Source organism: Citrobacter sp. Cpo100 (assembly GCF_030332595.1).
GTDB classification, from domain to species: domain Bacteria; phylum Pseudomonadota; class Gammaproteobacteria; order Enterobacterales; family Enterobacteriaceae; genus Citrobacter; species Citrobacter portucalensis.
Window position 1 is genome coordinate 134084 of the sequence record NZ_JAOWHM010000035.1, and the last position, 25795, is coordinate 159878.

Annotated in this window: 19 protein-coding genes; 9 read left to right on the forward strand and 10 right to left on the reverse strand. The window is 51.6% G+C overall.

Annotation, left to right across the window (positions count from 1 at the left end; translation table 11 throughout):
• Positions 1–219: 219 nt before the first annotated feature.
• A complete protein-coding gene (gene rclR, locus OGX96_RS13130; RefSeq protein ID WP_198801695.1) occupies positions 220–1074 on the forward strand; it encodes a reactive chlorine-specific transcriptional regulator RclR in 855 nt (284 codons plus the stop codon).
• 52 nt (positions 1075–1126) lie between these two features.
• On the opposite strand, the gene OGX96_RS13135 is transcribed toward rclR, so the two are convergent.
• The 4 genes from OGX96_RS13135 to OGX96_RS13150 all read right to left on the reverse strand — a co-directional run bounded on the left by OGX96_RS13135 (position 1127) and on the right by OGX96_RS13150 (position 7414).
• Positions 1127–4270, reverse strand: a complete 3144-nt coding sequence (locus OGX96_RS13135) for a CusA/CzcA family heavy metal efflux RND transporter (protein ID WP_137377129.1) — start codon at positions 4268–4270, stop codon at positions 1127–1129.
• Between the two features lie 11 nt (positions 4271–4281).
• Complete coding sequence (locus OGX96_RS13140) at positions 4282–5574, reverse strand: efflux RND transporter periplasmic adaptor subunit (RefSeq protein WP_008784024.1); 1293 nt, start codon at positions 5572–5574, stop codon at positions 4282–4284.
• A 77-nt stretch (positions 5575–5651) separates the two neighbouring features.
• A complete protein-coding gene (gene cusF / locus OGX96_RS13145; RefSeq protein ID WP_008784023.1) occupies positions 5652–5999 on the reverse strand; it encodes a cation efflux system protein CusF in 348 nt (115 codons plus the stop codon).
• Between the two features lie 32 nt (positions 6000–6031).
• The gene (locus OGX96_RS13150; RefSeq protein WP_286583254.1) at positions 6032–7414 is read right to left on the reverse strand and encodes an efflux transporter outer membrane subunit; all 1383 of its coding nucleotides are present in this window, start codon (positions 7412–7414) and stop codon (positions 6032–6034) included.
• A 195-nt stretch (positions 7415–7609) separates the two neighbouring features.
• Between OGX96_RS13150 and cusR the strand changes: the two genes are divergently transcribed.
• From cusR to OGX96_RS13175, 5 genes are all read left to right on the forward strand, one after another.
• Complete coding sequence (gene cusR / locus OGX96_RS13155) at positions 7610–8293, forward strand: copper response regulator transcription factor CusR (protein WP_003831137.1); 684 nt, start codon at positions 7610–7612, stop codon at positions 8291–8293.
• Positions 8283–9734, forward strand: a complete 1452-nt coding sequence (locus OGX96_RS13160; RefSeq protein ID WP_032942607.1) for a Cu(+)/Ag(+) sensor histidine kinase — start codon at positions 8283–8285, stop codon at positions 9732–9734. The genes cusR and OGX96_RS13160 overlap by 11 nt, the downstream gene beginning before the upstream one ends.
• 125 nt (positions 9735–9859) lie before the next feature.
• On the forward strand, positions 9860–10186 hold the full coding sequence (locus tag OGX96_RS13165; protein ID WP_191227222.1) for a PcoE/SilE family metal-binding protein: 327 nt from the start codon (positions 9860–9862) through the stop codon (positions 10184–10186).
• A 371-nt stretch (positions 10187–10557) separates the two neighbouring features.
• Positions 10558–11061: a hypothetical protein gene (locus OGX96_RS13170; protein WP_128317226.1), complete on the forward strand. Its 504-nt coding sequence runs from the start codon at positions 10558–10560 to the stop codon at positions 11059–11061.
• 83 nt (positions 11062–11144) lie between these two features.
• Positions 11145–11948 carry an MBL fold metallo-hydrolase gene (locus tag OGX96_RS13175; protein WP_186413634.1) on the forward strand — a complete coding sequence of 268 codons (804 nt, stop codon included), beginning with the start codon at positions 11145–11147 and terminating at the stop codon, positions 11946–11948.
• A gap of 69 nt (positions 11949–12017) precedes the next feature.
• Here the strand turns inward: OGX96_RS13175 and OGX96_RS13180 are convergent, their stop codons facing one another.
• Positions 12018–14462 carry a trimethylamine-N-oxide reductase 2 gene (locus tag OGX96_RS13180; RefSeq protein WP_032942601.1) on the reverse strand — a complete coding sequence of 815 codons (2445 nt, stop codon included), beginning with the start codon at positions 14460–14462 and terminating at the stop codon, positions 12018–12020.
• 20 nt (positions 14463–14482) lie between these two features.
• Positions 14483–15577: a NapC/NirT family cytochrome c gene (locus tag OGX96_RS13185; protein WP_286583259.1), complete on the reverse strand. Its 1095-nt coding sequence runs from the start codon at positions 15575–15577 to the stop codon at positions 14483–14485.
• Positions 15578–16104: 527 nt separating this feature from the next.
• Here OGX96_RS13185 and uspF point away from each other — a divergent pair.
• The gene (gene uspF / locus OGX96_RS13190) at positions 16105–16533 is read left to right on the forward strand and encodes a universal stress protein UspF (protein WP_003831130.1); all 429 of its coding nucleotides are present in this window, start codon (positions 16105–16107) and stop codon (positions 16531–16533) included.
• A 55-nt stretch (positions 16534–16588) separates the two neighbouring features.
• Here uspF and torD read toward each other — a convergent pair whose 3' ends face one another.
• Genes torD through torC form a run of 3 tightly spaced genes read right to left on the reverse strand, consistent with a single transcriptional unit; the run spans position 16589 to position 20908 of the window.
• Entirely contained in the window at positions 16589–17203 is a 615-nt protein-coding gene (torD, locus tag OGX96_RS13195; RefSeq protein ID WP_286583261.1) for a molecular chaperone TorD, read from the reverse strand.
• Positions 17200–19740 (reverse strand): trimethylamine-N-oxide reductase TorA, encoded by a 2541-nt coding sequence (gene torA, locus OGX96_RS13200; RefSeq protein WP_235124873.1) that lies wholly within the window; start codon positions 19738–19740, stop codon positions 17200–17202. The genes torD and torA overlap by 4 nt, the downstream gene beginning before the upstream one ends.
• Positions 19730–20908: a pentaheme c-type cytochrome TorC gene (gene torC, locus OGX96_RS13205; protein ID WP_003831126.1), complete on the reverse strand. Its 1179-nt coding sequence runs from the start codon at positions 20906–20908 to the stop codon at positions 19730–19732. The genes torA and torC overlap by 11 nt, the downstream gene beginning before the upstream one ends.
• Before the next feature lie 131 nt (positions 20909–21039).
• Here torC and torR point away from each other — a divergent pair, with 131 nt between their 5' ends.
• Positions 21040–21732 (forward strand): two-component system response regulator TorR, encoded by a 693-nt coding sequence (torR, locus tag OGX96_RS13210; protein ID WP_020996565.1) that lies wholly within the window; start codon positions 21040–21042, stop codon positions 21730–21732.
• Here torR and torT read toward each other — a convergent pair.
• Positions 21705–22736 carry a TMAO reductase system periplasmic protein TorT gene (torT, locus tag OGX96_RS13215; RefSeq protein WP_198801687.1) on the reverse strand — a complete coding sequence of 344 codons (1032 nt, stop codon included), beginning with the start codon at positions 22734–22736 and terminating at the stop codon, positions 21705–21707. The genes torR and torT overlap by 28 nt on opposite strands.
• Before the next feature lie 82 nt (positions 22737–22818).
• On the opposite strand from torT, the gene torS reads away from it, so the two are divergent.
• Positions 22819–25584, forward strand: coding sequence for a TMAO reductase system sensor histidine kinase/response regulator TorS (gene torS / locus OGX96_RS13220; RefSeq protein WP_198801686.1), 2766 nt, complete (start codon positions 22819–22821; stop codon positions 25582–25584).
• Positions 25585–25795: the final 211 nt, after the last annotated feature.

The window sequence follows — 25795 nt, forward strand, 5'->3', positions numbered from 1 at the left end:
CACTGTTCGTTTGATGAACTGAAATATAGCTCTAACTCTGCCGAAACAATGTATCCACAACTCGCAGATAACTGTCAGATCGTCTAAATTAGCCTTAAAGATGACTAACATTTCGAGAATGAATTATTACACTAACGCTTTGAAGGTATTAATATAATAATGAAATAAAGAGATAATATCGTTTCAATAAACGACAACAAAAAATGTTCAGGAGTCTCCATGGATGCCCTTAGCCGATTACTGATGCTTAACGACCCACAAGGCTCAATTGACCAAAACTGCCTACTGAGCAGGGACTGGCAACTGCCTCACGCAGCAGGTGAATTGTCCATTATCCGCTGGCATACGGTCACACAAGGGGCAGCCCAACTGGACATGCCCGATGGGACATCTTTTACTCTGCGGCCCGGTACTATCGTGATCCTGCCGCAAAACTCCGCACATCGGCTCTGCCAGTCTGGCGATGAACAAACACACATTGTTTGTGGCAGCCTTCGATTGCACGCTTCCTCACGCTATTTTTTAACTGCGTTACCGGAAGTATTGGTTCTGGCACCTGATGAAAATAGCCCTGTCAGCCATTGGCTCAAGGCCATGATTGCGTTGATGCAACAGGAATCCTTGAGTACTCTGCCAGGTTCCAGTGTAGTCTGCAGTCAACAATGCGCCACACTGTTCGCCTTAGCCGTTCGCGAATGGTTAACCAAGGCGACCCCCGTTCAGAACGTGTTAAATCTACTGCTTCATCCCAAACTAGGGGCTGTCGTCTTCATGATGCTGGAGTCACCGGCGTTTGCCTGGACCGTCGAAGAACTGGCGAAACGTGCGCATATGTCGCGGGCCAGCTTCGCGCAGCTATTTCGTGAAGTCTCAAACTCCACGCCGCTCGCAGTATTAACCACATTACGCCTGCAATTCGCTGCCCAGATGCTGTCTCGCGGGTCGCAGCCATTGGTTGTGGTGGCCGAGTCGGTGGGCTACGCCAGCGAATCGTCATTCCATAAAGTCTTTTTAAGGGAATTTGGCTGCACGCCGGGCGAGTACCGCAAACGCGTGAAGGCACTGGAGGTATAACGCGGCGCCTGCTTCGGCAACAAATCCGAATGCAGGCGCGCGCTTTAGAGCATTATTTTTGACCGCGGTGTCTGTGCAGCCACATCAGCTTATACGCAGCCGGAATAATGAATAGCGACAGCAATGGCGCGGTGATCATACCGCCAATCATCGGCGCGGCGATGCGGCTCATGACTTCTGAGCCTGCTCCCGTCCCCCACAAGATAGGTAACAGACCCGCGATAATCACCGCCACGGTCATCGCTTTTGGCCGCACGCGCAGCACGGCACCGTGATATAACGCTTCATCCAGCTTGTCCGCCGTAAAGGTTTGCGGATTTTCCAGCGCGGGTTCGGCTTCAATAGCGTGGCGCAAGTACATCAGCATCACCACGCCAAACTCCGCAGCAACACCTGCCAGGGCGATAAATCCGGTTCCGGTTGCGACCGACATATGGAAACCCATCCAGTAAAGGAACCAGATGCCGCCCACCAGCGCAAAAGGCACACTGGTGATAATTAGCAGCGCTTCGCCAAAGCGACGGAAGGCCAGATAAAGCAAGACGAAGATAATCATCAGCGTCATTGGCACCATCAACTTGAGCTTATGGCTGGCGCGCTCAAGCAGCTCGAATTGCCCCGAAAACGCCACGCTGGTCCCAGGCTTTAACTGGACCTTTTCAGCAATAGCCTTTTTCAGATCGTTCACCACTGAGACCATGTCACGATCTCGGGCGTCGATGTAAATCCAACTGGTTGGTCGCGCATCTTCGGTTTTCAGCATCGAAGGCCCCGAAACCACCGTCACATCGGCGACATCCGCCAGCGTAATTTGCTGTTTCATGGGCGTCAGAATCGGCAGATTACGCAATGCTTCCGGGCTATCACGATAGCTCTGCGCATAGCGCAGGTTGATAGGATAGCGTGCAATCCCTTCCACCGTTTCGCCCACCATTGCCCCTCCTACCGCTGAAGTGACAAACAGCTGCACAGCACCTACGGTCATGCCGTACCGGGCCGCTTTTTCACGATTAATATCTACGTTGAGATAGCGTCCGCCCACCAGACGCTCGGCCAGCGCCGAAGAGACACCCGGCACGGTTCTGGCCACCTCTTCAATTTGCTCCGCCGTGGCGTCGATATCTGCCAGAACATTACCCGACACCTTAATGCCAATTGGGCTTTTGATCCCCGTAGAGAGCATGTCGATACGGTTACGAATCGGCGGAACCCACAGATTCGCCAGCCCCGGCAAGCGTACGGTTTTGTCCAGCTCGGCGATGATTTTGTCCATCGTCATCCCCGGACGCCACTGGTCCTGCGGCTTCAGTTGGATCGTCGTTTCAACCATTTCCAGCGGCGCGGAGTCTGTTGCGGTTTCTGCCTTACCGGTTTTACCAAACACGCGCGCCACTTCCGGAACGGTCATGATCAGCTTGTCGGTTTTCTGCAGCATATCCGCTGCCTGCGCCGCTGAGATCCCCGGCAATGTCGAAGGCATATACAGCAGATCGCCTTCGTTAATCTGCGGCAGGAATTCACCACCGACTTTATTCAGCGGGTAGACAACCGTCAGTATTGAAAGCACCGCCACCAGAATGGTGGTCTTGGGCCAGTGCAACACCTTCAGCAACAACGGATGGTAAATACGGATCAGAAAACGGTTAAGCGGGTTGCTGCTTTCGGCCGGTATTTTTCCACGGATCCAGAATCCCATCAGGATCGGAATAACCACAATCGCCAGAAATGCCGCGCCTGCCATGGCATACGTTTTGGTGAACGCCAGCGGGCCAAACAGTCGCCCTTCTTGCCCCTCAAGCGTGAAAATGGGGATAAACGACAACGTGATGATCAACAGGCTGATGAACAATGCCGGGCCGACTTCTACCGAGGCGTCAGTAATAACCTTCCAGCGCGTTGCGTTATCGAGCTTTTCATTCGGATGCTGATGCCCCCACTCTTCCAGCCGCTTATGGGCGTTTTCAATCATCACGATTGCGGCATCAACCATCGCCCCGACGGCAATGGCAATTCCCCCTAGCGACATGATGTTGGCGTTCAAACCCTGGAAATGCATCACGATAAACGCGATACACAGCCCCAGCGGCAGGGAAATAATCGCCACCAGCGCCGAACGCAGATGCCACAAGAACAGTGCGCACACCAGCGCCACGACGATAAACTCTTCCAACAGCTTGTAGCTGAGGTTATCAATGGCGCGATCGATGAGCTGACTGCGATCGTATGTTGTAACTACCTCTACGCCTTCCGGCAGGCTGCTTTTCAGCGTATCGAGCTTGGCTTTAACGGCAGAGATCACCTCACGCGCATTTTTACCGGAACGCAGGATAACCACCCCGCCCGCGACTTCGCCTTCGCCATTCAGTTCGGCGATCCCACGGCGCATTTCCGGCCCAATCTGTACGCGCGCCACATCGCGCAGGTAAACAGGTACACCGTCGGCCCCTGTTTTCAGAACGATGTTATTGAAATCATCGAGCGTTTGCAGATATCCACTGGCGCGGACCATATATTCCGCTTCAGCCATCTCAACAGATGAGCCGCCCGCTTCCTGATTCGACGTATCCAGCGCCGATTTCACGTCCGCCAGGCTGATGCCATATTGCGTCAGCTTCATCGGATCGATAACGACCTGATACTGTTTAACCACGCCGCCTACCGAAGCGACCTCCGCCACGTTAGGAATCGTTTTTAACTCATACTTTAAAAACCAGTCCTGAAGAGAGCGTAATTCCGCCAGATCATGTTTCCCACTGCGATCCACCAGCGCGTACTCAAATATCCAGCCGACGCCCGTGGCGTCCGGTCCCATTTCCGCGCTAACGCCAGCCGGTAATTTTCCCTGAACCTGGTTGAGATACTCCAGTACGCGCGAGCGCGCCCAGTAAGGATCGGTACCATCTTCGAAAATGACGTACACGTAGGAATCACCAAACTGCGAGAAACCGCGCACGGTTTTCGCACCCGGTACCGACAGCATGGTGGTGGTCAGCGGGTAGGTCACCTGATTTTCAACAAGTTGCGGCGCCTGCCCCGGATAGCTGGTTTTGACGATCACCTGAACATCAGAGAGATCGGGCAGCGCATCAACCGGCGTATTGATGATGGTCCAGGTTCCCCAGACGCTAAGAAACAGCGCCCCCATCATCACCAGAAAACGGTTTGCCACCGAACGACGGATAATCCATTCAATCATTTATCATGTCCTCAGTGTGAATGGGTCGCCTGGGCTGGCATGGCGGCTGCGTCTTGCGCCTTACTGTTCTGGGCGCGCATACGGTCCAGTGCGCCAGAGATATTCGCTTCAGAATCAATCAGGAACAGGCCACTGGACACCACTTTTTCGCCTTCGGTCAGGCCGGAGCGGATAGCCGTCAGCCCCTGGGATTCATGGAATACCGCAACCTGTTTCGGCACAAATCGGCCTTCGTTATCAACGGTGATGACCCGCTGCTCGGTACCCGTATCAATCAGTGCTTTAGACGGGATCAGCAGCATTGGCTCGCTTTGTGTTTTCAGTTGCAGGTAAGCATTCATCCCGGGCTTGAGCGCCTCGTCGGGGTTATCGACCTGTAAACGGAGCTGGAGCGTACGCGTGGTAGCATCAACGCTTGGTAAGATACTCCACTTGCTGATGGTGAAAGGCTTATCCGGCCAGGCGGGCACGGTGATGGTAAATTGCGAGGCATCTTTAATCAGCCAGGCGATAGATTCCGGGACCGACGCGCTAACCCATACCGGGTCCATACCCTGAATTTTCGCGACCACATTGTCTTTGGAAATGTTCATACCGGTACGCAAATCGAATGCGGTGATCACCCCATCGATAGGCGCTTTCAGGGTAAAGCGAGTCTGAATTTTACGCGTCGATTTTAAGCGCTGGATATCTGCTTCAGGCATTCCAGCCAGACGTAATCTCTCCAGAATCCCTTCCACCTGCGTCGCGCTACCGCCCGTTTCCCGCAGCAATAAATATTCGCTCTGCGCCTCAACCCAATCAGGAATAGTCAGGTCGATCAGCGGCGAACCCTTCTTAATTTTGTCCCCCACGGTCAGCGGGTAAACCTTCTCGATAAAGCCCGCAGAGCGTGCCTGGACAATAACAAACTGGTATTCGTTATAACTAACGTTGGCCGGGAAAGTTTGCGCGTAGTGCAGTGGTCCACGACGCACTGGCTCTGTTTTCAGCCCCAGGTTCTGGGTCTGTGTAGGATCGATGCGCACGCCAGGCGATGACGCGTTCGCGGTCTCTTCATCGGCATATTTCGGGATCAGATCCATATCCATAAACGGCGATTTACCCGGTTTATCAAAGCGCGTGTTCGGATACATGGGGTCATACCAGAACAACACTTTTCTGGCTTCTTTTTGCTGAACTGGCCCGGCTACAGACGATATTTTTGCCGATGAATAATAAGTATAAACACCGACAGAAATAATCCCGCCGGCAATCATGCTACCGAGAATAAGCGCGGTATTTTTAATATTTAAAGACGCCATAGTGATTTCCATTGCGCGATAGTCTCACCCGCGTTCGCAAAAAACTCGGGCAAGAATAAAAGAGACCAGCGAGAACGTTATTTACTGATGTGAATATCGCGTAACACAGAGAGATTTCCCTGCTGAACAAACGTAAACGCGACCTTATCGCCTGGCTTAATATCATCAGCCTTCGTATCAGCAACCAGCGTAAAGCGCATCGTCATGGCCGGCCAGTTCACCGCTGGAATAGGGTCATGCTTAATCGTGATTTTTTTACTCTCCATATCAACAGCTTCAATCACCCCGGTAGCGCTAATGAGTTGTTCCTGTTGAGCCGCTGGCTGCATATTCATCATCTCGCCATGCTGATTTTCATTGGCCTGGGCGTTAAACATAACCACAGAGAAAAGGCTAAACAGTACGGCTTTGGCGGTAGTATTCATACATCATGCTCCTGAAAAGTTAATATTAAGGATTACTCCACCCAACCGCCGCCTAAGGCAGCAAACAGTTTAATTTCATTAACCTGTTGGGCGTAATTAAGATCGAGCAGCGATTGCCGCGTAGCGAATAAAGAACGTTCTGCGTCTAATACTTCGATATAGCTAACTGCGCCATTCTGATAAAGCGCTCTGGCGCGCTGTAGTGTGATTTGCAATGAATCCAGATAACGCTGCTGCCCACTAATTTGATCGGCAATGCTTTGGCGTAACACCAGTGCATCCGCCACTTCTTTAAACGCGTTCTGAATTTTTTGTTCGTAATTCACCACCGACTGCTGCTGGCGAATTTCGGCGAGATCGAGATTGGACTGATTACGTCCGGCGTTAAAAATTGGAATATCTATTTTGGGGACAAAATTCCACATGCCGCTGGAGGCATTAAATAAATTGGAAAGATCGCTACTGCTACTGGACACGGAACTGGTCAACGTTATCGACGGAAAAAATGCCGCCCGCGCAGCACCGATATTGGCATTTGCCGCCAATAATCCGTGCTCAGCTTCCATAATATCCGGGCGCTGCAACAGTATTTGCGACGAAAGCGATGGCGGCAGCGTTACCGGTTTAAGATCCCCACGGCTGCGCGCCTGGTCATCGGGTAATTTCCCGTATGTACCCAGCAACAGTTGCAGCGCGTTATTGGCCTGTGCCAACTCACCTTTACGCTTGGCAATTTCGCTACGCGTACTTTCAATCACGCCGCGCGCTTGTTCCAACGCCAGTACGTTGGTGCTACCGGTTATCAGTTGCTTCTCTACAAAAGCGTAAGAGCGCTGATAGTTTTGCAGCGTTTCTTCGGCAACTTGCAACTGCGCGTAAGCCAGACGCTGGTTGAAATAGCTTTGCGACACGTTGGAAATTAATAAGATATGCACCGCCCGACGCGCCTCTTCGCTGGCGAAGAAGTTCTGCCGTTCGGCTTCACTCATATTTTTAAGCCGCCCAAAGAAATCCAGGTCGAAACTGAGATTGAGTCCAGCTTCGAATTCACGATCGGTGCTGCTATCACCTTTTAATTTACCGCTGTAGGTACCGCTGGAGCCTGCCGTGATTTGCGGATAACGGTCAGCGTCCGTGACGCCATACTGCGCTCGCGCTTCCTGAACCTTCAGCGTCGCCATGCGTAAATCGCGGTTATTGATCAGCGCCTCACCAATCAACCCCTTCACCTGGTCGTCAACAAAAAAGGTTCGCCACCCCGTGTCCTGGTATTCACCAGGAGCCGACACCAGGGAATTCTGGCTTAAAGAAAATTGCTGTGGCACCGGCAAGGCCGGGCGCTGATAGTCCGGCGCCAATGAACAACCAGCGAGCACGAATATAGCGCTGAGAGTAAGAAGCTTAAATTTGCTCATAGTTCTTCTCGTCCTGACCGGACTGATGTCCCTAAAATAAGTAGGAATTTATAGTCTTGTACTTTAACGAAGTGACTCTGTTTAACCGGTGACAGGAAAATGACAAAACTGTCATTTTCCCAATAACAGATTGCTATCCGATCCCGCTTCCCTAGAATTGAAAGTCCGCACAACCAGTGCGAGAAGGAGAATGCGATGAAGGTTTTGATAGTCGAAGATGAGAAAAAAACCGGTGAATACCTGACGAAAGGCCTGACGGAAGCGGGTTTTGTTGTGGATTTAGCGGATAACGGCCTGAACGGGTATCACCTGGCGATGACCGGCGATTACGACCTGCTCATACTCGACATCATGCTGCCGGATGTAAACGGTTGGGATATCGTGCGGATGCTGCGTTCCGCCAACAAAGGAATGCCCATTCTTCTCCTCACCGCACTGGGTACCATTGAACATCGGGTTAAAGGTCTGGAATTAGGTGCTGATGATTACCTGGTTAAACCGTTTGCCTTCGCCGAACTGCTGGCACGGGTCAGAACGCTGCTGCGCCGGGGCGCTGCGGTGATTGTTGAAAGCCAGTTTCAGGTCGCGGATTTAATGGTCGATCTGGTCAGCAGGAAAGTCACCCGCAGCGGTACGCGCATCACCCTGACCAGCAAAGAGTTTACGCTGCTTGAGTTTTTCCTGCGCCATCAGGGGGAAGTTTTACCCCGCTCACTGATCGCCTCCCAGGTCTGGGATATGAATTTTGACAGCGATACTAATGCCATCGACGTCGCCGTTAAGCGTCTGCGCGCCAAAATTGATAACGATTTTGAGCCGAAACTGATTCAGACCGTGCGCGGTGTGGGATATATGCTTGAGGTTCCTGATGACCAGTAAACGATGGCGGCGCCCTTTTTCACTGGCGACACGACTGACCTTTTTTATCAGCCTAGCGACAATTGCTTCATTTTTCGCCTTTGCATGGATAATGATCCACTCCGTGAAAGTCCACTTCGCCGAGCAGGACATCAACGATTTACAAGAGATTAGCGCCACATTGGAGAGGATTATTAACCAACCCAACGAGCCAGAATCACGCCGCCTGGAAACGCTAAAAAATGTGGTGGCGGGTTATTCGAACGTCATTATTTCTCTGGAAGATAACAACCAAAAGGCCATTTTCCATTCGCCCAATGCGCCGGATCTCCGGCAGTTTATCGCCAGTGCAAGGCCGGATAAAAATGCTCATGCCAGCGATGTTTTTATTATCTCAGGCCCCACACTGCAAACCTCCAAACATATCCACGGACAGAAAACATCGTCTAACTGGCGAATGATTCGCCTGCCGGTAGGACAACTTGCCGATGGAAAACCAGCGTATACGCTGTATCTGGCATTATCGATCGACTTTCATCTGCACTATATTAACGATCTGAAAAACAAGCTGATTATGACAGCATCGCTGATTAGCATGATGATTGTTTTTATCGTGTTGTTCGCCGTATACAAAGGTCATGAACCGATTCGTAACGTCAGTCGTCGCATCCAAAATATCACCTCGAAAGATCTCGATGTACGCCTCGATCCGCAAGCTGTTCCTATTGAACTGGAACAACTGGTGAGTTCGTTTAATCATATGATCGAACGCATCGAAGACGTATTTAAACGCCAGTCGAACTTCTCAGCGGATATTGCCCATGAGATCCGCACGCCAATAACTAACCTCGTCACCCAAACGGAGATTGCACTCAGCCAGACCCGCAGCCAAAAAGAGCTGGAAGATGTGCTGTATTCCAATCTCGAAGAGTTTGGCCGTATGTCGAAGATGGTGAGTGATATGCTGTTTCTGGCGCAGGCGGATAACAATCAGCTGATCCCAGAAAAAAAAGCGCTCAATCTGGCTGATGAGGTCGGTAAAGTGTTCGACTTTTTCGAAGCCTGGGCTGAAGAGCGTGAGGTTGGTTTACGGTTTGAAGGACGCGCATGCTGGGTTTCAGGCGACCCATTAATGTTACGCCGGGCAATGAGTAATCTGCTGTCAAATGCCATGCGCTATACGCCAAAAGGCGAGTCGGTAACCGTGCGGGTGAAAGAGGCGGATGGCCAGGTGCAGATAGTCGTTGAGAATCCCGGAAACCCCATTCCCCCGCAACATCTTCCGCGACTCTTTGACCGCTTTTATCGAGTGGACCCTTCACGACAGCGTAAGGGCGAAGGCAGCGGCATTGGTCTGGCGATTGTGAAATCAATTGTGACTGCCCATCAAGGAAAAGTCTCGGTGACTTCCGACCCTCATGCCACTCGCTTTATTCTGACGCTACCCAAGCACGCGATTTAATTTATGGTGATGACGCTTATACCCGTCATCACCTGTTGTCTGACACAACCGTCATAATCCTGTCACGCCACTGACAGCCCCTATTAATTATACTTTCTTCCGTAAACCCAAACAGGAGAAATATGATGAATAAGATGTCCTCTTTTTTAGCTATCGCGTTTTTTATTTCAGCTGGCGTTAATGCGGCAGAAACACCAAAAATGCATCAGCAGGCCGCAATGGCTCATGAAATGATGAATAACAGCGACGCTCCTGCACATCAACAAATGGCACAAGCACACGCCGCGCAAGCAAATAATTCATCGTCAACACCAACCAATGCGCAATCATTTTCACAAATGAATGAACATGAAAAAGCGATGGTTGTTCACCAATCGGTAAACAACGGCCATTCATTTGCTCATGAGGTACAGGCCGAGCAGCACCGCGCGCAGATCTCCACTCAGGGGTAAAGACGAACTATATTGACAACGACATCCATAAATACGCGAAGTTTGAATATTGTGGACTACTCTCCCCACGCGGGCCTGTTTATATACAAGCCCGCGTCCCACTTCATCGTTAATGTCAATATTAATAATTCATTAAATCCTTCTTCTAAAAGTAAATACATCTTAGCTCTCTACCCGGATTGTATAAAATAAGTAAATGAACAGCTTATTATGTTGCGTATTACAGCATTCACCCCCCACCCTAATTATAAATTAGGATTCCCCCTGGTATGCTTCATTAATATTTAATGGGAGACTGCCGTCGTCGTAAACATGACAGTCAAAAAGTTCGCATTCCTATAAATAAATTTAATGATGATAGTGAGTAAAAAATGAATAAACGTCTGCTAACCCTCCTGGTCCTTGGCCTGACAACTGCCACAACAGCATGTGCAATTACCCCGGCAATGCAGAAAAAGTATGAACGTTCAGGTTGTACGCAGATGAGTGAACTCAATGGCTGCGATGTGAATAAATCCTATCAGTGGAACCGCGATCATGGCTTTATTGAGAACAGTAACGGCCAGCAGAATCGTCATCATCATGGTGAAAAACAGCAAAATACCACTAACACGGATAACCACGATAATGCCGGTATTGATGGCAAATTCAGCGGAAATTACGTGGCCAAATTTGCCAATGGTCAACGCAGCGTTGATATTCACGTCGAAGATTCCGGCGTTTACGTCAATGGTAATGAAGTGCGTGACGTAAATACCTATAAGGATACGATGACCTTCCGTGTCGGCTATGCCACCTATACGATTAAAACAAATGGTCGCGGTAGCTGGAATGACAGCGATGCAGGAAACGCAGGCAAAATTGTGCGTGAATAACGGATAACGCTAAAGAGCGCTGCGATCACAGCGCTCTCAAAAGCGATGTATTACAGTATGCCGTTTTAATACGGGAGTCAGGCATGGCTTTAACCCTCACAGTGCTGCTTGAAAACCGACGCGCTGCTGGCGCAGAAAAATCAATACTGGCCAAGCCTGGATTAAGTCTGTTAGTTCAGGATGAAACAACCACAATATTGTTTGATACCGGGCCGGATGGCAGCTTCATGCATAACGCTGCACAAATGGGCGTGGACCTGACCCAATTAACCGCCGTAGTGCTGTCGCACGGTCATTATGATCACTGCGGCGGCGTGCCGTGGCTTGCGGATAACAGCCGTATCATTTGCCATCCTCAACTGGCCTGCGAGCGTTACGCATCGATAACGGTTGCGGGAATACCACGAAAAATTAAAAAACTCTCGCGTGATAACAACTACTCTCGATTCATAATGGAATACACCCGCGAGCCGCTGGCTATCAGTGATCGTTTTTTGTGGTCCGGGGAAATCAGTGTCCCCACGCCACAGTCCTATGGCGTGATTAGCGAGAAAACACTCCAGCCAGATTACATCAGTGACGAAGGCGTATTGATCTATAAATCTGCACGCGGGTTAGTCATCATTACCGGTTGCGGGCATCGGGGAATAGAGAACATCGTACGCCATTGCCAGAAAATCACCGGGGTTACCAAAATTCACGCCCTGGTCGGTGGCTTTCATTTACGCTCCGCCTCCCCCGCTAAGCTATGGCGGACCCGACAATTTATTCAGCAACAGCAACCCGAAAAACTGCTCGGCTGTCATTGCACCGGTTCGTGGGGGCGATTGTGGCTACCGGGAACTGACGCCCCGGCAACGGGAGATGTGATAGTGCTGGCTGAGTAACAACAGTAAAACGTTGCCCAAACAGCAATAAAAAACGGGAGCCTTACGGCCCCCGTTTATCAGTCATCATTACATGGTGACAATTGCTGGCTCATCAAAGACGGTGAGTTTTGGCGCTTCACCGGTGTATTTTTCTGCGTATACCAGGCTGGTATTCCCGGCACAACCATTCGCCAGTCTTGAAGTCGGGATATCCGCCGTCAGCACGTTCGCGCCGCCATTTTTACAGATACCGTTTTCAATATCCGGCCATGCGCCTTCATGAATACAGATGATACCCGGTTTGATGCCGTCGCTGACGTGCGCCCCAACCAGAACCTGTCCACGAGCATTCCATACGCGGACCAGATCGCCCTCGGCAATCCCTCTGGCTTTTGCGTCATCCGGATGAATCGTCACCGGTTCACGATTGGCAATTGCGTACTCTTTACGTAGCGACGCGTAGTTCAGCTGGCTATGCAGACGATGTGCCGGGTGCGCCGTCAGTAGCTGCAGCTGATCTTTATCCGCAGTTCCTTTCCATTCATCCGGTTCAATCCAGGACGCATGCGGCGGACAGTCTTTATACTGATAGCCTTCAATCGTTTTCGAGTAGATTTCAATCTTGCCGCTCGGCGTTCCGAGTGCGTTCATCACCGGATCGCTGCGGAAATCCGCGTAGCGCACATATTTGTTATTCTTTTCATTCTCACGCATTTCGATCAGCTTATTCTGCTGCCAGAACGCGTTGAACTGAGGCATGGCAACACGCTGGGCGCGGGCGGCTTTTTGCGCGACGTCATAGAACTGCTTCAGCCACGCCATTTCGTCTTTGCCTTCGGTGTAGACAGCTTTCCCCCCCGGCTTGAGCATCTCAGCCAGATCGGCAAATACGTCAAAATCACTACGCGCTTCAAACTGCGGCTCAATGACCTGCTTCATCGGTACCAGATGCTGGTTACTGTAATCACCGGTCATGGTCAGATCGTTACGCTCAAACGAGGTGGTGATTGGCAGAACGATATCGGCGTGTTTGGCCGCAGCGGTCCAGTAGCATTCAGAGATGACAACCAGTTCAGGCTTCTGCCAGGCTTTGATTAAGCGGTTGGTATCCTGATGATGGGTAAAGTTAGCGCCGCCCGCCCACCAGATCATTTTGATATCCGGGAAGGTTTGCTCTTTACCGTTATGTTGATATTTGCCGCCTGGGTTTTCCAGCGCCTCGACAATTCTCGCTACCGGCAGGCTGGTCACCGCATCGGAAACCGCCCAGTCATTACCTGCCGATGACCCACCCTCAATTTTGGCGGAGATCGCCGGTAAGACTCCACCGATGCGCGTTGGATTACCGCCGTTGGAATAGTGATAAGAGAACCCGAAGCCGCCGCCTTCGGTACCAATTTGCCCCAGCATCGCCGCCAGAGTCACCAGCATCCAGTGTTTTTGCTCACCGTATTGCTGGCGCTGAATCCCCCAACCTGCCATGAGCATGGTTTTGTTGCTGGAGAAAATTTCCGCCAGCTTTTCCAGTTGCTCAGCAGGCACGCCACACACGCCAGATGCCCACTCGGCGGTTTTCTCTACTTTATCGCTCTTGCCGAGCAGGTACTCTTCAAACTGCGGATATCCGGTAGTGTATTTTTCCAGGAAGGCTTTGTCGTGAAGGTTTTTCTTCACCAGCGTATGGGCAATCCCTAACATCATTGCCACATCGGTCCCCATATGTGGCGCAATCCAGGTCGCATTATCACCAAAGAACTCGATAGTTTCAGAACGCATCGGATCGATGGCGATGACGCTTTTCCCTGATTTCTTCAGCAGATTAAAGTATTCGATCCCTTGTTCATCCGTGCTGCTCCAAGCAATCTTAAGGGTGTTGAGCGGGTTCATCCCCCACAGCACCACGACCTGACTGTGCTCAAGCACCATCGGCCAGGTGGTTTGCTGCTCATAGACCTCAACCGATCCCACAACATAAGGCATGATCACCTGCGCGGCACCGGTTGAATAATCTCCGGTATGCCCAGCGTAGCCACCGGCCATGCTCATATAACGTTGCAGTAAGGTTTGCGCCTTATGCAGAACGCCGCTGGATCGCCAGCCATAAGAACCGGCAAATATCGAAGCGGGACCATAGCTGCTGCGGATCCGGCTGTGCTGTTCATGAATGAGCTTCAGCGCCTGTTCCCAGCTGACCCGCACAAAGGGATCGTTACCGCGTTTGCCATCCGCTTTACCCGGGTTTTCCAGATAGCTTTTGCGCACCATCGGATACTTAACGCGGATATTGGTATGAACCTGATCTGGCGCGGTTTGCTGTAATGAGTTCGGCACCGTTTTCGGCAACGCACCTTTTGAGGAAACCACTTTTCCGTCTTTTACTTCCACGTATACCGCACCCCAACGTGCTGCCGTCAGGATTGCTCCGCCATTCTGGCCTTCGGCCCAGGCTGGCATTGGGATCACCGAAGAAATCGCCATTGTCCCGGTTGCCGCGCCAGCCGTCTTAATAAAGTCACGTCTTGTGAGTTTCATGATTTCTCCTGATTGATCGCTTATTTATTCATGTCTTTAGCGTTGTACTGGAAGTAACGGCTCAGGATATCCAGTTCGGTTTCACTGATATTGGTGCGAGCCCCCATCCCTTTGGCTACTGAAGGCCAGGCGTTGAGCGTGAAATGATTCGCCGGAATTGGCGCATGACAGCCTGCGCAGTACACATTGTCGAGTTTGCGCGCGTAATCCCACATAGGTTCACGGCTGGCGAGTGCGGAACCGCTCCATTCGCCCTGCAGCACGACATCTCGCCACGCATTGCCGTAGTCATCTTTTTTCCAGTCTGAGAGGATCTTCAGCGACTGTTGACCTTTTTCACTCAGGCTGGCAAGAATCAAACGCTGCCCTGCTGCGTAGTAAATAACCTGTTCACTTCCTTGCATCTGGCTACCGCGAATCTCGACCAGTCGCGCATTGTCCGTTGTTTTCAGGACCTGCATTTTGGTTGCCGGGTAAACAGTTCCCAGTTCGCCAAGCGCGGTGTTGCTTACAGCATAAAGTTCAGTTGCTGAAGCTGGGGTGGAGGCTGACTGCGCTTCAAGTCCTTTAAGCGCACTGTCATCCATTTTTATTTCAGGTGGGAAATGGGCGACGCCTTTATGGCAATCAATACAGGTTTGCTTTTCCGCGATGCCCATTTTGTGCATCTTCTGAGCATCCGCGCTTTGTGCGGCAAGATCCATGGCGTCCATACTGTGGCAGCTACGGCAGGTCGCAGAATCATTAGCCTTGAGCTGTGCCCAAACGGTTTGCGCCATCTCCAGACGGTGTTCTTCAAATTTTTCCGGGGTATCGATTTTTTTGGTTATGAACTGATGATAAACATCTTTTGAGGCCCGCAGCTTAGCCACCAGAAAATCCAGACCGCCCTCCGGGATATGACAGTCCGCGCACTCTGCGCGAATGCCTTTCTGATTCTGGAAGTGAACCGAGCCTGTATATTCTTCGTAGGGCGCCTGCATCGTATGGCAAGACAAACAGAATTCTGTACTCGAGGTTTTATGTAATGTCCATTGCCCTGCCAAAACAATAACTGCACCAAGAACAATGCACAGCAGCATCGTCCATAGGATAGTTTTATTTATTTTTCTCATCTTTTAATTCCATCAGACGAATACCCTTTTAGGGGTAGACAATAAATATCCTAAAGCAGCTATTTATTGATATTCATCAAGCACGGAGAGAAATTAGAATCAGCAAATGGGTAAGTTTGAAGAGGCTCGCATAATTAGTGAGAACGAAATGTAATTATTGTTTTTTCTTTAAAAACAGATTTTTAAACCACTTACCAAGTTTATACATCTGTAAAGTAAGATGATGTCAGAATAAAAAATTACGGAGTTCATAACGCTGTTGAAATTACCCCCTTAACGGCCATCGTTATATAATTAAATATACAATGGAAAATATAAAAAAGCACCCTTTTCTATTTCGAGATGGCAAGCATTAACGAGGGGACATCTCTTTTGGTTTTGCTGAGAAATACATTCAAGATAGGCTTACAGTACATACTGCTTAATGACACGCACTGATGCACACATCCTTGATCTGGTCACTTATTATACAGAAACAACTTTCGCTACACTCAGGGTAGAGGTAAAACAAACAGGAGGTAGTGAATATGTATCGCTCAATTCTGGTGCCCATTGATATCTCTGAAGCCGATCTCACTCGTCATGTTGTGCCGCAGGTCCAGGCGCATGCCAAAACCGCGAAGGTCCACTTTTTAGCCGTTATTCCTACCGTTCCGTTCTATGCCTCGCTGGGACTGGCCTACTCTACCGAATTTCCGGACAGAAGTGGTCTGCAGGCCAAGGCCAGCGAAAAACTCGAAGAAATTATTAAGCAGTTCAATATTCCTGCCGGCAGGACTCAAACCCACGTCGTTTACGGCCCGCCGAAGGATCAGATCCTCAAGCTGGCGGAGGCGGTTGACGCCGAGCTTATCGTCATCGCCTCACACAAACCGGGGTTTAGCACTTATTTACTGGGTTCAACGGCGGCAGCCGTAGTCCGCCACGCGAAATGCCCGGTGCTGGTTGTGCGGTGATAGGGTTAAAACGGGAGCGAATGTGCTCCCGTTTTTCTGTGGCTCAGGCCATCACTCAGTTCTGATGATCCAGCCTGACAAATGCCAGCAGCAGCTGGCTCAACGCACCGTAGAAACCAAAGTCATCATATCGGCGGCATTTAGCGGTGAACTCCGGTAACCAGCGTAACAGCCCCGCCAGCGTTTCTCTGCGCAACGCATCAATACGCTGACGGCTAACCCCTGGCTCACCAAGAGAAAAATGCAGATGGCTCAGCAGTTCGATAAAAATCGCCAGATGATCGGCTGATTCGCTAAACGTATCGCTTACCTGCATGCCCGCATCAGATAACAGTTGTTTAATGACCCCGTAGTTTGGCCCTTCTTCAAGATGAGCCGACGCATAGGGTAACGCGGCGTGTTTATCCGACATCAGGAACAGGCTGCAAAAATCAGCCGCCAGTTCCAGGGTAGCATCTTCACGTACCTTGAGCGCGGCAATTTTCGCTTCCAGCAAAAGAACATCGGCCTCAAGCGACGGTTCACCTTTGAGCACGGTGAACCACTCCGTCATTTCGCTGGACTGCAATTGCGCTAATCCCTCATCGTCACGCTCCCGGGAAAACATTTGCGCCAACCATGCATAAACACAGGCCATCTGTTCTGTCGTCAGGGAGGTGTGTTTCATCATGACGTCACCTTCTGTGCCGGGACATATTCGCACTGCGCCACCATTTTTATCGGGCCGCTGAACGCCGTCACGTTATCCACCTTACCGGTATATTTCTCAATTTCCACCAGCGTAGTATGCGCACTGGTCGCCTGCGCCAGCTGAGACGTGCCGATATCTAGGGTTAACACGTTCGGATTACCGTATTTACACAGCGCTCCGCTTTCTCCACCGTTATCAGGATCGTACCAGGCACCTTCATGGATGCGCGCCACGCCCGGCGAGTAGAGATCGGAGACAACCGCGCCGGCCAGCACTTGTCCACGCGCATTAAATACACGAACTATATCGCCGTTGCGGATCCCCCTGGCGCTGGCATCCTGCGGGTTAATAAACACCGGCTCTTTGCCACCTACCGCGTAATGCTTACGCAGCGCTTCGGACTCGCAGAGCTGTGAATGCAGACGGAAATCCGGGTGGACGGATTGCAGATGCAGCGGCCAACGCTGCGATCCAGGCCCACCGTGTGAACGTTCGATTTTCTCAAACCACATTGGATGCCCCTGACAATCGTCATATTGCATATCGGCAATAGTTTTCGAATAGATCTCGATCAAACCGCTCGGCGTCCCCAGAGGCTCAAGGTCGGGATCTTCGCGGAAGGCCTGATGACGGACAAACATCTGCGGATGTTCGAATTCAACGTACTCTTGCTGATTCCAGAAAACGTCGAAAGCCGGAAGATGAACACCGCGTCCCTTCCCTTGCTGGCTTCCTTCCTGCCAGATGCGCTTCAACCAGCCCATCTCATCCAACCCTTCTGTGAACGCTTCTTCACGGTTAAAGCGGCGGCAAAGATCGCGGAAAATATCGAAATCATTACGCGCTTCAAACTGCGGCTGCACCAGCTGCTTCATAGCGATAATGCCGCGGTTGGAGTGGTTGCCATATTGGTCGAGATCGTTACGTTCAAACTGGGTCGTCGCCGGTAATACGATATCGGCGAATCGACAGGTCGAAGTCCACTGATTGTCGATGGCGATAACGGTTTCCAGCTTGCGCCAGCCCTCAATAATACGGTTGATCTGCTGGTGACGATGGAAAGGGTTGGTCCCGGCAAAAACGCACATCTTCAACGGTGGCAGCTTGACGGTTTTACCGTTCCAGTTGATGCTCTTGCCCGGCTCCAGAATCGCATCGATAAAACGCGCGATCGGGATGGTACTGCTGTAGCCCTTATAATCGGTGCTGTCATGTACCGGTGGAACGGTGGTGGAACCAGAAAATCCGCTCAGGATAACGCCTTTACGCCCTGGGGTGCCCGCGCCGTTGTAGTGCCAGCCAAAGCCAAATCCCCCCCCGGGTAAGCCAATTTGCCCGAGCATTGAGGCCAGCACCACGATCATCCACGCCCACTGTTCCCCGTGCTGCATACGCTGCACGCACCAGCCAGCAATAATTTGCGTTCTGCCCCCCGCCATCTGCCGCGCCAGTTCACGGATTGTCTCAGCATCAATCCCGCAGATTTTTTCCGCCCACTGAGCATCTTTAGGCTGTCCGTCACTTTCTCCCAGCAGATAAGGCAGAAATTGCTCAAACCCAACGCAGTAGTTCTCGAGGAAATGCTTATCGTAGAGCTTCTCGGTATACAGCGTGTGTGCCAGCGCCAGCTGTAGCGGCACATCAGCCTGCGGATTCACGGCGATGTGCTTAACCTTGTCGCGGCCCAGGTAGTCGTGAGTCGAGGTAATGACCGGGTCAACGCTGATGACCGAAATCTCGCCCCGCGCCACTTTATCCTTCAGTTGCTCGTAGTATTCGTAGACATCATGATCTGGACACCACCAGTTCGCCTGCTGGTTTTTGATGAGGTCAGAACCCCACAGCACAATGGTTTTGCTGTTTTCGAGTACCAGTGGCCAGGAAGTCTGCTGCTCATATACCTCCATTGACCCGACTACACGCGGCAGGATCACCTGAGCGGCACCGGTGGAATAGTCGCCCCCCGTACTCACGCTGTTGCCATGCAGCGCAATGGCACGCGCCAGCATCCCGGAAGCATTGTGGAACATCCCGGTCGATTGCCAGCCGCTGGCCGTTAGCAGCGCGCTCGGACCATAAGTCTTCTGAATGCGCTCCAGCTCCTGATAGAAGAAATCCAGCGCTTCATCCCACGAAACGCGCACAAAGCGGTTATCTCCACGTTGTGAGGTATCGCTCTGATGGCGTTTACGCAACCAGTCCACGCGGACCATCGGGTAGCGAATACGCGCTCCACCGTGTACGTGATCCGGGAGTCCGGCGATCATTTTTGACGGGTATTTATCGCGCTCGAACGGCCTGGCTTCAATGAAACGACCGTCAACCACGGTGGCACGAATCGCCCCCCAGTGAGAACCGGTCAGAATCCCCTCTTTGACGCCTGCCCCCTGCACCTCTGCGGCATTAGCGCTACGCGGCGTGAGCAGCGAAGGCCCTAACATACCAGCTACGGTCAAGCCGCCCAGTTGCAGCAAAAAACGTCGGCGCGATGCCTGAAAGAGATCGTTATTTTTCATTGCTTTCTCCCTTATCGCCATGCGGCTTATCCGTAGTGTCAGAGGCATTCATCTGCAAATATTTCAGCAAGGTACGTTCTTCACGTTTATCCAGACTGGTAAATCCAATCATGCCGTTCAACGTGCCAATCCAACCGTTAGCATCAAAGTGTTCTTTCTCTGGTGCACCGTGGCATTGGTTACAGGTTCCGTTATAGAGCGAGTCGGCATAAGCCCAGATAGGTTTGATATCGTTAACCATATCGCCCTTCTGCATCCAGGCAGTGGCCTGCAATTTACTCCATGGCGTATTCGTTTCCGCAACGGTGGTTTGCTCCAGCGTCTTCACGTGCTGCTGGATGTCGCCACGAATGGAAGCCACAAAAATGCGCTTGCCCGGCAGTTGCGCCAACACGCGCTGACGCCCATTACTCTCGGTCCAGCCCACAATTTCAATTTGCAGCCAGTCACCGTCACGCTTTAACACTTTCACTTCAGAAGCGGGCAGCAGTGAACCTGCAGGTTCTTTATCACCTTTGGCGGCATAAATAGGTTTGATGTCCAGAGAGTAGAGCGTCTCGCCATCGTCGTTCGCCCTGGCGCGTAACTCATCAAACTGCTTGCGGAAACCGCTGCTCATATCGGGAAGCTGGTGTGCAATACCTTTATGGCAGTCGATACAGGATTGGTTGTCCTTGGCCGCAATCTTCATCTGGCGCGCAGCTTCAGGATGTTGTTTCGCGTGGTCCATCGCATCATAGTCATGACAAGAACGACAGGTCGCGGAGTTGTTCTCCTTCATTCGCGCCCATTCGCGCTCCGCCAGCTCAGCGCGTTTGGCTTCGAATTTCTCTGGAGTATCAATAGAGTGGGCAACAAAGGTTTGGTAAATATCGTTGCTGGCCTCCAGCTTACGTTTCACCATGCCTGGAATATCGGATGGAATGTGGCAGTCATGACATTCTGCGCGCACCCCGGAGGCATTCTGAAAATGCGCAGACTGTTTATATTCTTCGTAAACCGGCTGCATACTGTGGCAGCTCACGCAAAACTCGGTAGAACTCGTTAATTTAATACCAACGTGCGGCAAGACGATCAGCGCAATACCGACCACAATCCCGATAACGACCAGCGCCAACACTGACCAACGTGCGCTCGGTCTGAGCAGCGCCCTCCATAGTTTCCGCATAATAGCCCCTGTAATCTTATGGTTTAGTTACAGAGGATCTTATTTCTCAAATGTGAACAGCAACACTGGTCAGGATGAATGGCTTACGGCACAATGTGAACAGATATGAACAGAAAGAGAACACCATCAGGATGCCGCATCACATTGTCATTGTTGAAGATGAACCCGTTACCCAGGCGAGGTTACAGGCATATTTTGAACAGGAAGGTTATCATGTCTCTGTCACCGCCAGCGGAGCTGGTCTGCGTGAAATAATGTCACAACATCCTGTCGATCTCATTCTGTTGGATATCAACCTCCCGGACGAAAATGGCTTAATGCTGACCCGCGCCCTGCGCGAACGCTCAACGGTGGGGATCATTCTGGTGACAGGTCGTAGCGATCAAATTGACCGGATCGTTGGCCTGGAAATGGGCGCTGATGATTATGTCACCAAGCCACTGGAGCTACGTGAACTGGTGGTTCGGGTTAAAAATTTGCTCTGGCGTATCGATCTTGCCCGCCAGGCACAGCCGGAGACCAAAGATAACTGCTATCAGTTTGCCGGATACTGCCTGAATGTCTCCCGGCATACCCTGGAGCTGGGCGATGAGACGATCAAACTCACCCGCGCCGAGTATGAAATGCTGGTCGCCTTTGTCACCAATCCGGGGGAAATTCTCAGCCGCGAACGTTTACTGCGTATGCTTTCGGCACGACGGGTAGACAATCCAGACTTACGCACCGTAGATGTACTGATCCGCCGTTTGCGCCACAAGCTACGGGCTGATTTACTGGTGACACAGCACGGCGAAGGTTATTTTTTAGCGGCCGACGTGTACTGATACAGATAAACCGGACGGAACCCGCCAGGAGACAGCGAGCGTTGAACATGCTGGCTGTCGGCATTTTTCGGGGTGAGCACCAGGATCGGCGGACTGATATTTTCCGGTACCGGTTGCCCTTGTAGCACCCTGATCGCCTGTTGAATCGCCAGTTCACCTTGCCAGACCATCTGATCGCTGGCAGCCATAATGATTCTTTCGCGTTTAAGTCCGCGATACACCTGATGCGACAGGTAAAAAGAGACCACGGTTAGCGGCGTCCCCGGATTCCGCTTCTCTCCCATCGCCGCTTCCGCAGCAATTGCCGTACCGGCAACCACATCGACATCCGGGTGACGCTCAAGCATCTCCTGCAACAGGTTGCGCTGAACTTCAATATCATTATCCCCCAACGCCACATCCACGATGTTCACCTGACTAGCGGCAATCGCCTGACGGAATCCTGCCACCATTTCGCGGCTGCCTCCGGCGTCATCAGGTCCTGGCAATAGCAGAACCTTTAACGGTTTGCCGCCGCTCCACTTGACCAGATAGCGGCCCGGCTGGTACCCCATCTGGAACCACGGAACGCCGACCCGTGCTTTCACCGTCGGATCGTCTATCGCATTCACTACCTCAATGACCGGCAACGCGCCTACCTGCGCGGAAAGATCCGGGAAGGTCGTCGTGCTGCTACCCAGCAATATGGCATCTGCTCCCCATTGCTGGCACTGGGCGATTTGTGTTTTTTGCGTGGAGAACTGACGATACCCTCCCGCCTCTAACACCTTCAGACTTACTCCGTATTTTCTCGCCGCCTCAAGCATGCCGTAATTCACGGAAAGCCAATAGGAGTCTTTCAGGCTGGGATACAGCGCGCAAAGTTTCCAGACTTTGTTTGCAGTAACGTCCGATTGCACCTCCGGGACTGCCTGCTGCGTATCCTGCCAGCGCAGCAATGCGGACCCGGCCGCATAACTCAAACCGGGAAAAAGCGTGATTAACAGGAAAACCAATACGCGCATGATAGCCTCAACATTGATAAGGCTTTATCCTAGTTGCTTTCCTCTTTTGGACTCAACCTTTTTAATCTGTGGCGACCAGACAGTGAATTTATCTCTGACCAAACGACTGTGGATAGGCTTTGCGCTGATGGCGGCACTGACTCTCATCAGTACGCTGACAGGCTGGTATAACCTGCGTTTTGTCAGCCAGGTTGAGCAGGCCAATACCCAGGCGCTAATTCCAACCATGGATATGGCACGCCAGCTCAGCGAAGCCAGCGCCTGGGAACTGTTTTCCGCACAAAATCTGACCACCGCAGACAATGAAAATATGTGGCTGGCTCAGGGGAGAATGCTAACCGCCCAGAGTCTGAAAATAACCACATTACTCAAAACCCTTCGTGAACAGGGCTTTGATACTTCTGCCATTGAACAGCAGGAGAAAGAAATCGCCCGATCGTTAAGCCACCAGGGGGAGATGGTTGGCGAACGCCTGAAATTACGTGCTCAACAGCAACAACTCAGCCAGCAAATTATTGAGGCCACCGCTGACGTTGCCGAAATGGCACGCGGTCAGGCCAGTAATGCCGCCACGTCGGCGGGTGCGACACAGGCCAGCATTTACGATTTGATTGAGAGCCATCAGGGGCAGGCCGCTGAACACGCGCTGGACAGGCTCATCGATATCGATCTGGAATATTATAACCAGATGAATGAACTGCGCCTGAGTGCGCTACGCGTGCAGCAAATGGTGATGAATCTGGGGAATAACCAGGCGCAGAATAACCTGGCTGCGCTGGAAAACCAGTTGAATGCCGCCGTCAGAGTACTTCAGCGCCGACAAATACGTATTGAAGATCCCGTGGTGCGCACTCAGGTGGCCAACACCGTCAATACGATTAGCCGTTATGTTGAGCTGCTGTCCCTGTATCGCCAGGATAATGACATCACGACCCAATTGCAGATCTTATCGCAGAATAATATCGAGCAATTTACCCGTTTCAGTAGCGAAGTCAGCCAGTTGGTGGAAATCATCGGCCAGCGTAATCAAAGTGGACTGGCGCATCTCAAACAGACCAGCCAGCGCGGGCAACACTTGCTGCTGCTGTTAGGTGGCGTGTCATTATGTTTGCTGATTCTTATACTTTGGCGTGTGGTTTATCGCTCAGTCACTCGACCACTGGCACAGCAAACCCAGGCGTTACAGCGTCTGCTTGAGGGGGATATTGACTCCCCATTCCCGGAAACCGCAGGCGTTCGTGAACTGGATACCATCGGGCGGTTGATGGATGCCTTTCGCGGCAGTGTTCACGCCCTCAATAGCCATCGCGAACATCTGGCCGCACAGGTTAAAGCTCGCACCGCCGAGCTGCGTTCTATGGTATCTGAACACCGACAGGCCCGTGCAGAAGCTGAAAAAGCTAACCAGGCAAAATCGGCGTTTCTTGCCGCCATGAGCCATGAAATACGCACCCCGCTGTATGGTATCCTCGGCACTGCGCAGTTACTCTCAGACAATCCCTCCCTGGCACAGCATCGGGAAAATCTACGCGCAATCACCGACTCGGGCGAGTCTTTGCTGACCATCCTCAACGATATCCTGGACTATTCCGCCATCGAAGCCGGTGGAAAAAATGTGGCAATAGGCGATGAGCCTTTTGAACCCAAACCCTTGCTGGAAAGTACGCTTCAACTCATGAACAGCCGCGTTGCTGGTCGCCCGGTCGTGCTGGTTGCGGATTTTGCCGATGACGTTCCCGCTTCCCTGCGTGGCGATCCGCGCCGCATTCGGCAAATCATTACTAATTTATTAAACAACGCACTACGCTTTACCGATCGGGGACACATCATACTGCGTAGCCGATGTGAGGGCAAAAACTGGTACATCGAGGTTGAAGATACGGGATGTGGTATTGACCCTGCCCGCCAGCACGATATTTTTCAGCCGTTTGTTCAGGTAAGCAGTAAACGAGGTGGAACCGGACTCGGACTAACCATCAGCGCCAGTCTCGCCCAGGCAATGCAGGGAGAGCTGAGCGTCACCAGCACGCCCGGCGTCGGGAGTTGTTTCCAGCTGCGTCTGCCATTGCGGGCAACCACGATGCCCATCATGAAACCCGCACAACGCTCCATATCGTTACAGGGCTTACGCTTATTGCTTATCGAGGATAATCCTCTTACACAACGTATCAGTACTGAAATGCTCATCCTCAATGGCGCACAGGTTACTGCTGCCAGCAGCGCCGCTGAGGCGCTAAAAATATTGCAGGAAGATACACGCTACGATGCTGCTCTGGTTGATTTCGATCTTCCTGATATCGACGGGATCACGCTGGCGCAGCAGTTAGCCCACGACTATCCGGCACTTAGCCTGATCGGCTTTAGCGCGCACGTCATCGACGAAACGCTAAGCCAAAGAACCAGCACCCTGTTCCTCGGCATTATTCAAAAACCAGTCCCCCGGGATGAACTCAGTCGACTTATTACGCATTATCTGCACGGTAGTGCGACTCTCCCGCTTGCATCAGAAAATGACAACAAACGGTTAGATTTTCAGCAGTTGTCTGGAGATATCCAGGTTATGGGATGGCAAAAGGTGCACGAATGGTTAGCGCTCTTTAAGCAACACACTCTTCCTGTATTAGATGAGATTGACGCTGCCCGCGCAGCACATGACGACGAGCGGATAAAACGTCTGACGCATCAGCTAAAAAGCAGCTGCGCCAGCATGGGAATGCGCTCAGCCAGCACGATGTGTGCAGCACTTGAACAGCAGCCGTTGGGTGATTTTTCACTCAGAGAGGAGATCCAACAAAGTCTTTATGAGGTAGAACGTTGGCTGGAAAAAGAAAAACCGTCCCGCGCGTAACGATACGTTGAAGCTGAGCATAGGGACTGACTTTGAATGGTACGCCCTGTAGGATTCGAACCTACGACCTACGGCTTAGAAGTTCCTAGAACTACCTTCTAAGTCAATAACATACCCCACCAACACTGCGCTCACACGTCCCATCTTCGAAAAAGATAGAAATTGGTCGAAAGGCATATAAAAACCTTTACGTCCCATTTTTGTCCCACCT